The organism is Pseudomonas sp. B21-036, from assembly GCF_024748925.1.
GTDB classification, from domain to species: domain Bacteria; phylum Pseudomonadota; class Gammaproteobacteria; order Pseudomonadales; family Pseudomonadaceae; genus Aquipseudomonas; species Aquipseudomonas palmensis.
Genome location: NZ_CP087178.1, coordinates 810508 through 821144, shown reverse-complemented (window position 1 = coordinate 821144; position 10637 = coordinate 810508). Strand labels below are relative to the sequence as shown.

The 10637-nt window shown below is 63.9% G+C and carries 13 protein-coding genes; 3 read left to right on the top strand and 10 right to left on the bottom strand.

Going from position 1 to position 10637, the window contains the following annotated elements:
- Positions 1 to 83: 83 nt before the first annotated feature.
- From LOY33_RS03615 to rplU, 5 genes are all read right to left on the bottom strand, one after another.
- Positions 84 to 545, bottom strand: a complete 462-nt coding sequence (locus tag LOY33_RS03615) for a CreA family protein (RefSeq protein ID WP_043860223.1) — start codon at positions 543 to 545, stop codon at positions 84 to 86.
- Between the two features lie 4 nt (positions 546 to 549).
- Positions 550 to 1668 (bottom strand): glutamate 5-kinase, encoded by a 1119-nt coding sequence (gene proB / locus LOY33_RS03610; protein ID WP_043860222.1) that lies wholly within the window; start codon positions 1666 to 1668, stop codon positions 550 to 552.
- A gap of 75 nt (positions 1669 to 1743) precedes the next feature.
- Positions 1744 to 2967 carry an Obg family GTPase CgtA gene (gene cgtA, locus LOY33_RS03605; RefSeq protein ID WP_043860221.1) on the bottom strand — a complete coding sequence of 408 codons (1224 nt, stop codon included), beginning with the start codon at positions 2965 to 2967 and terminating at the stop codon, positions 1744 to 1746.
- Between the two features lie 191 nt (positions 2968 to 3158).
- Positions 3159 to 3416: a 50S ribosomal protein L27 gene (rpmA, locus tag LOY33_RS03600; RefSeq protein ID WP_010225698.1), complete on the bottom strand. Its 258-nt coding sequence runs from the start codon at positions 3414 to 3416 to the stop codon at positions 3159 to 3161.
- Positions 3417 to 3449: 33 nt separating this feature from the next.
- Positions 3450 to 3761 (bottom strand): 50S ribosomal protein L21, encoded by a 312-nt coding sequence (gene rplU / locus LOY33_RS03595; RefSeq protein WP_038614793.1) that lies wholly within the window; start codon positions 3759 to 3761, stop codon positions 3450 to 3452.
- A 253-nt stretch (positions 3762 to 4014) separates the two neighbouring features.
- Between rplU and LOY33_RS03590 the strand changes: the two genes are divergently transcribed.
- The 3 genes from LOY33_RS03590 to LOY33_RS03580 all read left to right on the top strand — a co-directional run bounded on the left by LOY33_RS03590 (position 4015) and on the right by LOY33_RS03580 (position 5806).
- The gene (locus LOY33_RS03590) at positions 4015 to 4983 is read left to right on the top strand and encodes a polyprenyl synthetase family protein (RefSeq protein WP_054916263.1); all 969 of its coding nucleotides are present in this window, start codon (positions 4015 to 4017) and stop codon (positions 4981 to 4983) included.
- Between the two features lie 99 nt (positions 4984 to 5082).
- Positions 5083 to 5424 (top strand): zinc ribbon domain-containing protein YjdM, encoded by a 342-nt coding sequence (locus LOY33_RS03585; RefSeq protein ID WP_258661557.1) that lies wholly within the window; start codon positions 5083 to 5085, stop codon positions 5422 to 5424.
- 133 nt (positions 5425 to 5557) lie between these two features.
- Positions 5558 to 5806, top strand: a complete 249-nt coding sequence (locus LOY33_RS03580) for a hypothetical protein (protein WP_043860218.1) — start codon at positions 5558 to 5560, stop codon at positions 5804 to 5806.
- Between the two features lie 79 nt (positions 5807 to 5885).
- Here LOY33_RS03580 and LOY33_RS03575 read toward each other — a convergent pair whose 3' ends face one another.
- The 5 genes from LOY33_RS03575 to LOY33_RS03555 form a co-directional block, all read right to left on the bottom strand.
- Positions 5886 to 6503 carry an FKBP-type peptidyl-prolyl cis-trans isomerase gene (locus tag LOY33_RS03575; RefSeq protein ID WP_043860217.1) on the bottom strand — a complete coding sequence of 206 codons (618 nt, stop codon included), beginning with the start codon at positions 6501 to 6503 and terminating at the stop codon, positions 5886 to 5888.
- 86 nt (positions 6504 to 6589) lie between these two features.
- A complete protein-coding gene (locus LOY33_RS03570; RefSeq protein WP_043860216.1) occupies positions 6590 to 6895 on the bottom strand; it encodes a DUF6482 family protein in 306 nt (101 codons plus the stop codon).
- Between the two features lie 136 nt (positions 6896 to 7031).
- A complete protein-coding gene (locus LOY33_RS03565) occupies positions 7032 to 7520 on the bottom strand; it encodes a TIGR00645 family protein (protein ID WP_043860215.1) in 489 nt (162 codons plus the stop codon).
- Between the two features lie 109 nt (positions 7521 to 7629).
- On the bottom strand, positions 7630 to 7971 hold the full coding sequence (locus tag LOY33_RS03560; RefSeq protein WP_043860214.1) for a hypothetical protein: 342 nt from the start codon (positions 7969 to 7971) through the stop codon (positions 7630 to 7632).
- Between the two features lie 216 nt (positions 7972 to 8187).
- The gene (locus LOY33_RS03555; RefSeq protein ID WP_043860213.1) at positions 8188 to 10626 is read right to left on the bottom strand and encodes a Lon protease family protein; all 2439 of its coding nucleotides are present in this window, start codon (positions 10624 to 10626) and stop codon (positions 8188 to 8190) included.
- Positions 10627 to 10637 lie beyond the last annotated feature (11 nt).

Below are 10637 nucleotides of genomic sequence, written 5' to 3'. Positions count from 1 at the left end.
CATCGTGGGTCAAGCCCGCTCCCACAGAGGGCACCATTTAACCTGTGGGAGCGGGCTCGACCCGCGATGGATTCAACGCGGTCTTATTCTGCCCAAGGCAGAATCGGAATCGCCGTCACCGCGTTCTGCGGGCTGCCTTCGATCAGGCGGTCGCTGTACACCAGGTACACCAGCGTGTTGCGCTTCTTGTCCAGAAAGCGCACAACCTGCATGGTCTTGAACACCAGCGAGGTGCGCTCCTTGAACACTTCATCGCCATCCTTGAGCTCGCCCTTGAAGCGGATCGGCCCCACCTGACGGCAGGCGATCGACGCCTCGGCACGGTCTTCGGCCAACCCCAGCCCACCCTTCACGCCGCCGGTCTTGGCGCGCGACAGGTAGCAGGTCACGCCCTCCACCTTGGGGTCGTCGAACGCCTCGACCACGATGCGGTCGTTGGGCCCGACGAACTTGAACACCGTCGACACCTGGCCGATTTCCTCGGCACCGGCCAGCATCGGCAAGGCCAGCAAGGCGGCTGCAAAAATCCCTTTGATCACGCTCATTTCCTCATACCAGAATCAGGTTGTCGCGGTGCACCAGTTCCGGCTCGGCGCTGTAGCCCAGCACGGCCTCGATGGCCTCGGATGACTGGCCGATGATCTTCTGCGCTTCCAGCGCGCTGTAGTTGGCCAGGCCGCGGGCCACCTCAAGGCCGTCCGGCCCTACGCACACGACCATCTCGCCACGCCGGAAACTGCCCTGCACGGTCTTGACGCCCACCGGCAGCAGGCTCTTGTTGGCCTGGCGCAAGGCCTGCACCGCACCGGCGTCCAGCACCAGGGTGCCGCGGGTCTGCAGGTGCCCGGCCAGCCATTGCTTGCGTGCCGCGAGCATGCCGCGCTCGGGCGAGAGCAAGGTGCCCAGGCGCTCGCCGGCCTTGAGGCGGTCGAGCACGCGCTCGATGCGCCCGCCGACGATGATGGTGTGCGCCCCCGACCGCGCGGCCAGGCGCGCCGCACGCAGCTTGGTCTGCATGCCGCCACGCCCCAGTGCGCCACCGGTGCCGCCGGCCACGGCGTCCAGCGCCGGGTCATCGGCGCGCGCCTCGTAGATCAGCTGGGCTTCGGGGTTGTTGCGCGGGTCGGCATCGAACATGCCGTCGCGGTCGGTGAGGATCACCAGCAGGTCGGCTTCCACCAGGTTGGCCACCAGTGCGGCCAGGGTGTCGTTGTCGCCGAAGCGGATCTCGTCGGTGACCACGGTGTCGTTCTCGTTGATCACCGGTACCACGCCCAGCTCCACCAGGGTACGCAGGGTGCTGCGGGCGTTGAGGTAACGCTTGCGGTCGGAGAGGTCGTCGTGGGTCAGTAGGATCTGCGCGGTGTGCCGGCCATGCTCGGCAAAGCTCGACTCCCAGGCCTGCACCAGGCCCATCTGGCCGATGGAGGCGGCAGCCTGCAGCTCGTTCATCGCACTCGGTCGCTTGCTCCAGCCCAGGCGGCTCATGCCGGCAGCCACGGCCCCCGAAGAGACCAGCACCAACTCGACCCCTGCCTCATGCAGGGCCACCATCTGCTCGACCCACACGCCCATCGCCGCGCGGTCCAGGCCCTTGCCATCCGCCGTCAGCAACGCGCTGCCGATTTTCACGACCCAGCGCTGCGCACCCGTCACCTTGCTCCGCATCTTCTTCCAACCTATAGAGATCTTTAGATACCAAAACGCCGCTTGAAAAAGCGGCGTTTAGTGTACTGCAACGAATCAGTCGCGCACGTAAATGATTTCCGGGCCGTCTTCGTCGTCTTCCCAGTCGTCATCGTCATCATCGTCGCCGATGTCGTGCACGCTCTTGACGCCGGTACGGCGCAGGGCGCGCGCGTCGTCCAGGGCCTGCAGCTGGGCACGGGCCTCGTCTTCGATGCGCTGGTCGAGGTCGGCCAGCTCGTCGCGGTAGGCCGGGTCGGCCGCCAGGCGGTCGGCACGGTCTTCGAGGTAGCGCATGATGTCGCGGCTGAGCTGCTCGGTGCCCTGCTTGGAGATCGCCGAGATGACGTACACCGGGCCTTCCCACTGCAGGCGCTCGACCACTTCCTTGACGCGCTCGTCGCGCTCGTCGTCCATCAGCATGTCGGTCTTGTTCAGCACCAGCCAGCGGTCACGCTCGGCCAGCGACGGGCTGAAGCGGGTCAGCTCGTTGACGATGACTTCGGCGGCGTCGGCGCTGCTGCTTTCATCCAGCGGGGCCAGGTCGACGAGGTGCAGCAGCAGGCGGGTACGCGCCAGGTGCTTGAGGAAGCGGATACCCAGGCCGGCGCCTTCCGAAGCGCCTTCGATCAGGCCGGGGATGTCGGCGATGACGAAGCTCTTCCAGCGGTCGACGCTGACCACGCCCAGGTTCGGCACCAGGGTGGTGAACGGGTAGTCGGCGACTTTCGGCTTGGCGGCCGACACCGAACGGATGAAGGTGGATTTGCCGGCATTGGGCAAGCCCAGCAGGCCGACGTCGGCCAGCACTTTCATTTCCAGTTTCAGGTCACGCTGCTCCCCGGGCTTGCCCGGGGTGGTCTGGCGTGGCGCACGGTTGGTGCTGGACTTGAAACGGGTGTTGCCCAGGCCGTGCCAGCCGCCCTGCACCACCATCAGTTTCTGCCCGGCCTTGACCAGGTCGCCGATCACTTCCTGGGTGCCCGCGTCGATCACGGTGGTGCCGACCGGCACGCGCAGGATCAGGTCGTCGCCCTTCTTGCCGGTGCAATCTGTGCTGCCGCCATTGGAGCCGCGCTGGGCCTCGAAGTGGCGGGTGTAGCGGTAGTCGACCAGGGTGTTGAGGTTTTCGTCGGCAACCATGTACACCGAGCCGCCGTCGCCACCATCGCCACCGTTGGGGCCACCGTTCTCGATGAACTTCTCGCGGCGGAAGCTCATGCAACCGTTACCGCCGTCACCGGCCTTGACCTTGATCGATACTTCGTCAACAAACTTCATAAAAACCGCCTCTCGTCAGTTGGACGAGCTGAGTGACACAAAGACATAAGGCTCTTGCAAAAGTGAGCGCGGCGGCCCCGATACGGCCAGAACACCAGCGCCGGCAGCCCATACAAACAGCTTTGCAAGAGACTCACCCCACAAACGAAAAAGCCCCGTCGCGAGACAGGGCTTTTCCAGCGATCGCGCGATTACTCGGCAACGACGCTCACGTAACGACGACCGAAGGCGCCTTTTACTTCGAACTTGATCTTACCCGCGATCTTGGCGAACAGGGTGTGATCCTTGCCCATGCCAACGCCGTAGCCAGCGTGGAATTGGGTGCCGCGCTGACGCACGATGATGTTGCCCGGGATGATAGCCTGGCCGCCATACATCTTCACGCCAAGGCGTTTGGCTTCTGAGTCGCGACCGTTACGGGTACTACCACCAGCTTTTTTGTGTGCCATGGTTCAATTCTCCAGAAATGGGGATTTGGGCGATTAAGCCGAAATACCGGTGATCTTGATTTCGGTGAACCACTGGCGGTGGCCCATACGCTTCATGTGGTGCTTACGGCGGCGGAACTTGATGATGCGCACTTTGTCGTGACGACCTTGCGAGATCACTTCAGCAACAACCTTGGCACCAGCAACGACTGGAGCGCCGATGTTCACGTCGTCGCCATTGGCAACCAACAGAACGCGGTCGAAAGTCACGGATTCGCCAGTGGCGACTTCCAGTTTTTCGATTTTCAGGTATTCACCTTCGGCGACTTTGTACTGCTTGCCACCGGTAACAATTACTGCGTACATGGGTATTTCTCCGATAATCCTGCTCACCCAGCTCTTTATAGGAAGAGTATTGGCTGGCATGGCTGCATAGGGCTGGAACGGCCCAGTGCAATTGCGTAAGGCAGGTGCTGCCCAGGAAGTTCAGGGTGCGCGATTGTACGCAAGCCAGCTTTGCCTTGCAAGTGTGGCCATTGACCCCACGGGCAGTGCGCCTTGACACGCCGGGACCCGCAACCTAGCATGCCGCGCAACCCTTATGGAGCACCTGTGGCCGATGCAACCCCAAGCTTTCTACCGTGCGGTAGCGGACGACTTCAGCGCCGTTGACGAGATCATCAAGAAGCAGCTGACTTCGCGTGTGCCGCTGGTATCGAAAATCGGCGACTATATTACCTCGGCCGGGGGCAAGCGTCTGCGCCCGCTGCTGGTGTTGCTGTGCGGCAAGGCACTGGGCCGCGAAGGCGACGACCTGCGCCTGCTGGCAGCCACCATCGAGTTCCTGCACACCGCCACCCTGCTGCATGACGACGTGGTCGACATGTCGGGCATGCGCCGTGGCCGCTCCACCGCCAATGCCCTGTGGGGCAACGCGCCAAGCGTGCTGGTGGGCGACTTCCTGTACTCGCGCTCGTTCGAGATGATGGTCGAGCTGGGCTCGATGCCGGTCATGCAGATCCTCTCCAAGGCCACCCGCGTGATTGCCGAGGGTGAAGTGCTGCAGCTGTCGCGCATTCGCGACGCCAGCACCACCGAGGAAGTCTACATGGACGTCATCCGCGGCAAGACCGCCATGCTGTTCGAAGCCTCCACCCACAGCGCCGCCGCACTGGCCGGCGCCAGCGATGAACAGCGCGAAGCCCTGCGTACCTTCGGCGACCACCTGGGCGTGGCCTTCCAGCTGGTCGACGACCTGCTCGACTACAAGGGCGACGCCGAGACCCTGGGCAAGAACGTCGGTGACGACCTGGCCGAAGGCAAGCCGACCCTGCCGCTGATCTACACCATGCGCGAAGGCACCCCCGAGCAGGCGGCGCTGGTGCGCCAGGCCATCCAGAAAGGTGGCCTTGAAGACCTGGAGAGCATCCGCAACGCAGTGGAGGCCGCCGGCGCGCTGGAGTACACCGCACAGATGGCGCGTGACTACGTGGCCCGTGCCATCGCCTGCCTGGACGTGCTGCCGGCCAGCGAATACCGCGATGCGCTGGTCGAACTCAGCGAATTCGCCGTCGCCCGCACGCACTGATCCCCTGCCCCGGCCCATCGCTCGATGGGCCTGCTTTTCCTCTGGCCGGCAAAACCCTATACAATGTGGGTTTTCTGCACGTAGTCCTGAGGAACCGTAGTGAGCACTTTGCCACCCTGCCCCAAATGCAACTCCGAATACACCTACGAAGACGCCAGCCAGCTGATCTGCCCCGAGTGCGCCCACGAGTGGTCGGCCAGCGGTGAAGCCGAAGCGGCCAGAGACGAAGCGGTGAAGAAGGATTCGGTGGGCAACGTCCTGCAGGACGGCGACACCATCACCGTGATCAAGGACCTCAAGGTCAAGGGCACCTCGCTGGTGGTCAAGGTCGGCACCAAGGTCAAGAACATCCGCCTGTGCGACGGCGACCACGACATCGACTGCAAGATCGACGGCATCGGCCCGATGAAGCTGAAATCGGAATTCGTGCGCAAGGTCTGACCCCTGCCTGCCCGGGGCTGCACTCGCAGCCTCGACCCTACCGCCCGGCGGTAATCGCAAGAAAAATCCAATAGTCACTTGCTATTTTGATAATAAGAATTATTCTCATTGAACGCTTTCAAGGAGAATAGCCATGACTTATCTGATAGACGCCTGGCTTGACCGCCCCCATCCGTACCTGCGCATCCTGCACCGCGAAACCGGCGAGGTATGCGCCGTGCTCGAAGAAGACGCGCTGGGCGAACTGCGCGACCAGGGCGACCTGGATCTTCACGGGTTGAATTCGAGCGAGCCTGTGGTGCTCAAGGAGCTGGTGAGGAATCTGTTCCTGTTCTGCTATGCCCGGGCGTTGCGCCCTGGGGGTGGCGCGCAGTGGAACTGAAAACGCTTCGCCGGCAAGGCCGGCTCCTACACGGGTACGCGCTGACCCTGTAGGAGCCGGCCTTGCCGGCGAAGAGGTATTACAGTACGTCCAGCAGCTCGACGTCGAACACCAGCACGCTGTGCGGCGGGATGCTGCCAACGCCCTGGGCGCCGTAAGCCAGCTCGCTCGGTACGTACAGGCGCCATTTGCTGCCCGCGTTCATCAGTTGCAGGGCCTCGGTCCAGCCAGCGATCACGCCGCCGACCGGGAATTCTGCCGGCTGGCCACGCTCGTAGGAGCTGTCGAACACGGTGCCGTCGATCAGGGTGCCGTGGTAGTGGGTGCGCACGCTGTCTTCACGGCTTGGCTTGGCGCCTTCACCGGCAGTCAGTACTTCGAACTGCAGGCCCGAGGCCAGGGTGGTGATGCCGTCACGCTTGGCGTTCTCGGCCAGGAAGGCCTTGCCTTCGCCAGCGGCCGCTTCGGCCTTGGCAGCCGCTTCGGCCTGCATGATTTCACGGATGACCTTGAAGCTGGCCGACAGGTCTTCTTCGCTGACGCGGCTGGCCTGGCCATTGAAGGCGTCGGTCAGACCGGCCAGGATCGCGTCCAGGTTGACGCCCGGTGGCGGGTTGTCACGCAGCTGGCCACCCAGCTGACGGCCAATGCCGTAGCTGACGCGGGTTTCGTCGGTGGACAGGTTGAGTTCGGACATGTTTCTGCTCCGCTACAGGGCGCACAAAAGCCGCGCCCGCTGTGAAAAGGGCAAGCAGCCTAGCACACTGCGGCAAAGCAGTTCAGCTACCAGGCAGTACGTCGCGGCATCGGCACCTTGAGGTCTTCTTCGGGGGTGCCGTGCAGGCCGCACATCTCGTCCTGCACCGACCAGTGCACCAGGTGCAACGGCACGGCGGGCAAGCCATTGAGCAGGCGCTGGCCATCGACCACCGAGTGCACCTTGAGACGTACCCCCTTGGCATCCAGCAACGGGTGCGCCTTGCCCTTGACCCGGGCCTCGAGCACGAAGTCCCCCCCTTCGATGGCGATCAGGTTCAGTTCGTCCACCCGGCCGGCCCTGGCCTCGCTGTTCAGTTCATGCAGGTTCATTGCGATACCTCGCTACTGGAACATTCCACAGGCCGTTCATTTTTTGTACAGCATCGACCAAAGCACAAGCCAGAAACGCAACCGCCCGTCCGTTATGCAACGGACGGGCGGCTGACAAGGCGTGATACCCCGCAGGTCAGTGCTTGGTCATCTTGTCCAGGTAGCCCATGGCGAACGCCGAGACCACGAAGGTCATGTGGATGATCACGTACCACATCAGGTACTGGGTCTCGATGTTGCGCGCGTCCATGAACACCCGCAGCAGGTGGATGGAGGAGATCGCCACGATCGAGGCGGCCACCTTCATCTTCAGCGAGGAAGAGTCCATCTTGCCCAGCCAGTTGAGCTTTTCGGTGCCTTCGGCGATATCCAGCTGCGACACGAAGTTCTCGTAGCCCGAGATCATCACCATCACCAACAGGCCGCCCACCAGGGCCATGTCGATCAGCGACAGCAGTACCAGGATGAGGTCGGACTCGGCCAGCGAGAAGACGTTGGGCAGCACATGGAAGATCTCCTGAAAGAACTTCAGCGCCAACGCCAGCAGCCCCAGGGACAGGCCAAAATAGATGGGTGCGAGCAGCCAGCGCGAGGCGTACATCGCATTTTCGATAAAGCGTTCCATTGAGCAGATCACCAGGTGGCTGGAAAAAAACGAGCGCGAGTATAGCAGCCACCTGTGACAGGAAAAGCCCGCGACACGCTGCCACAGGCCAGTGGATGATCCGGTCGGCTCAGGTGTCGGGGTTGGACTGCAGGTCACCCACATGATGAACCCGCTCGCCGTTGATGCGACGCAGCTGCGCCTGCAGGTGCACGCACCAGATCTGCGGGTCGTCGGCCACCTGGTAGCCGTGCAGGGTCAGGCTGTCGACAATCGCGCTGAGCACCGACTCGGCCACGAACGGCCCGTGAAACGGCCCCTGGGCCTTGATCGCGGAGGGTTGCTCGCCGGCCATGCCGGCGGCGAACAGCAGTGTCCACATGCCGGTGTCACCGGCCAGCGGGCGGATACGGCACTCAATGCGGGTCACCAGGCCCAGGCATTGACGGGTAAGGCTGAGGGTACGCGGCATGGCGACGGTCCTCGGTGAGGCGTTGCGTAGCCTGTGGCCAGGCTGGTTTCGATCCTTTTGCGCACGACGGTCCATGCCTTGAGGATAGAAGAAATCCGCCGGCGACAAGCGGTCGGCGCCGAGCGGTCATGTGCCATGCGCCGAACTGCCCCCTTCGCCCGTAATGCCGACTCCCACATGTAGGAGCCGGCATTGCCGGCGAAGAACCCAACGCGGTCAGGAAGGCTTCACCTGCGCCAGCGCCTCTTCGGCCTGCTCCTTCTCGGCTTCCTTGAGGTCCTCTTCGCTGATCATCTCGGCAATCACCCGCAACCGCTCGACTACCCGCGCATTGATGCTGCCTTCGGGGAACTCGCCCTCCTCGTTCGGCTGCCCGGCCGGCTCGCCCACCAGCAGGCTCAGGGCCTCGTCGGCCTGACTGACTGCGTACACATGGAATTGCCCGGCGCGCACCGCCTGCAGCACGCGCTCGTCGAGCATCAGCGTGGCCACGTTGGCCCGAGGGATGATCGCGCCCTGCTCACCGGTCAGGCCACGAGCCTCGCACAGGCGGAAGAAGCCCTCGATCTTCTCGTTGACCCCGCCCACCGCCTGCACTTCACCGAACTGGTTGATCGAGCCGGTGATCGCAAAGCACTGCTTGAGCGGGGTTTTCGACAGGGCCGAGATCAGCGTGCAGGCCTCACCCAGCGATGCGCTGTCGCCATCCACATAGCCGTAGGACTGCTCCAGCGCGATGCTGGCCGAAATGGCCAGGGGGAACTCCTGGGCGTAGCGGCTGCCCAGGTACCCGGTGAGGATCATCACGCCCTTGGAGTGGATCGGCTGGCCCAGGTTGACCTCACGCTCGATATCCACGATGCCGCTGCCGCCCGGGTACACCGTGGCGGAAATCCGCGCCGGCACACCGAACGCCGAATCGCCCACCTCCAGCACGGTCAGGCCATTGCACTTGCCCACCGCCGCGCCTTCGGTGTCGATCAGGATGATCCCGGCCAGCATGTCGTCGAGAATCCGCGCCGATACCCGCCCAGTACGCGTGGCCTTGGCCTTGAGCGCCCGCTCGATGTGCCCGGCATCGGTCATCTCGTCGTTGGCCAGGTGGCGAATGAAATCCGCCTCGCTGACCAGCTGGAACAGGTCGCCGATGCGCGCCGACAGGCGCCCCTGGTGCTCGGCCAGGCGGGCGCTGTAGGTGGCCAGGCGCGCCACCGCATCGGCGGTCAGCGGGGCCATGCCCTCCTCGCTGGTGCGGGTCTTGAGCAGCTGGGCGAACTGCTCCAGGCTCTCCTCGACCATGGGAATGTCTTCGTCGAAGTCCACCAGCACCCGGAACATCTCCTGGAAGTCCGGGTCGTGGTCCTGCAGCGCGTAGTACAGCTGGCGGGCGCCGATGATGATCACCTTGACCTGCAGCGGGATCATCTGCGGGGTGAGGGTCACGGTGGCCAGGCGACCGAACTCGCCCAGCGGCGACTCCATCTTCAGCTTGCGCGATTGCAGGGCGCGCTTGAGCGCATCCCACACGAACGGCTCGCCGAGCATCTTCTCGGCTTCCAGAATCAGGAACCCGCCATTGGCGCGGTGCAGCGCCCCCGGGCGCAACTGGCGATAGGTGGTGTACAGCGCGCCCTGGTCGTTGCCGTATTCGATGCGGCCGAACAGGTTGTCGTAGGTAGGGTGCGGCTCGAACACCACGGGCGCGCCGCCGCTGGCGTGATGGCCGACCACCAGGCTGGGGGCGTACTGCTCTTCGAGCATCTTGCGCGCCACCGCGTCGGTCTTGCTGTCGTCGACCAGTTGCTCGACCACGGTGCGCAGCAGGTTGACCTGCATGGCCTGCAGGTAGGCGCACACCGCAGCGTTCTCGGCGTATTTCTCCGACAGCGGGGCCAGCAAGGGCTGCAGGGCCAGGGTGATGGTTTCTTCGTTGAGCTGGCGCAGCTGGTTGTTCGACTCGCGCTTCCACTGCGGCAGGCTGGCGAGCTCTTCGTTGAGGCGCTCTTCCAGCGCGGCGATGTCCTCGTGGAAACGCTCGCGCTCGGCCTCAGGCAACTGGGCGAACTCGGCCTCGTCCAGCGCCTTGCCATCGGCCATTGGGGTGAAGGCGACGTTGCTGCTGTCGCGGTACAGGGCCACGTCCTTTTCCAGCGAGGCGCGCTCGATCACATCCAGGGCACGGTCGTAGCGCTGGTTGAAGGCGCGGTCGATGGCGCTTTTCTTCTGCTGATAGGACGGGTGCTCGAACACCGCCGGAAAGGTCGCCAGCAGGTTGTCGATCAGGCCCCCGATATCGGCGATGAAGGCCCCGGCACTGCCGGCCGGCAGCTCGAACGCCTTGGGCTCGCGGGGCTCGTCGAAGTTGTTGACGTACAGCCAGTCGGACGGCGTCTGCAGGCGCTTGCCTTCTGCCTTGAGGTAGCGCTTGACGAACGAGAAGCGGCCGGTGCCCGGCTCGCCCATGACAAACACGTTGTAACCGGGGCGTGGCATGGCGACGCCGAACTGCAAGGCTTCGACTGCACGTTCCTGGCCTAGCACACCGCGAAAGGGCTCCAGATCATTGGTGGTGGAAAAATCGAACTGTTCAGCGGAAAACGGCCGGGTCAGGGCTTCGGGCGCAAGACGCAGGCTCGCAGCAACAGGATCGGGCATCGGGCTTCCTT

Excerpts from the sequence above, each read along its gene's own strand:
- LOY33_RS03565 (WP_043860215.1), bottom strand. The coding sequence starts at position 7,520 with ATGGAACGCTTTATCGAAAATGCGATGTACGCCTCGCGCTGGCTGCTC.
- LOY33_RS03580 (WP_043860218.1), top strand. The coding sequence starts at position 5,558 with ATGACTTATCTGATAGACGCCTGGCTTGACCGCCCCCATCCGTACCTG.
- cgtA (WP_043860221.1), bottom strand. The coding sequence starts at position 2,967 with ATGAAGTTTGTTGACGAAGTATCGATCAAGGTCAAGGCCGGTGACGGC.
- LOY33_RS03570 (WP_043860216.1), bottom strand. The coding sequence starts at position 6,895 with ATGAACCTGCATGAACTGAACAGCGAGGCCAGGGCCGGCCGGGTGGAC.
- LOY33_RS03615 (WP_043860223.1), bottom strand. The coding sequence starts at position 545 with ATGAGCGTGATCAAAGGGATTTTTGCAGCCGCCTTGCTGGCCTTGCCG.
- rpmA (WP_010225698.1), bottom strand. The coding sequence starts at position 3,416 with ATGGCACACAAAAAAGCTGGTGGTAGTACCCGTAACGGTCGCGACTCA.
- proB (WP_043860222.1), bottom strand. The coding sequence starts at position 1,668 with ATGCGGAGCAAGGTGACGGGTGCGCAGCGCTGGGTCGTGAAAATCGGC.
- LOY33_RS03575 (WP_043860217.1), bottom strand. The coding sequence starts at position 6,503 with ATGTCCGAACTCAACCTGTCCACCGACGAAACCCGCGTCAGCTACGGC.
- LOY33_RS03560 (WP_043860214.1), bottom strand. The coding sequence starts at position 7,971 with ATGCCGCGTACCCTCAGCCTTACCCGTCAATGCCTGGGCCTGGTGACC.
- LOY33_RS03590 (WP_054916263.1), top strand. The coding sequence starts at position 4,015 with ATGCAACCCCAAGCTTTCTACCGTGCGGTAGCGGACGACTTCAGCGCC.
- LOY33_RS03555 (WP_043860213.1), bottom strand. The coding sequence starts at position 10,626 with ATGCCCGATCCTGTTGCTGCGAGCCTGCGTCTTGCGCCCGAAGCCCTG.
- rplU (WP_038614793.1), bottom strand. The coding sequence starts at position 3,761 with ATGTACGCAGTAATTGTTACCGGTGGCAAGCAGTACAAAGTCGCCGAA.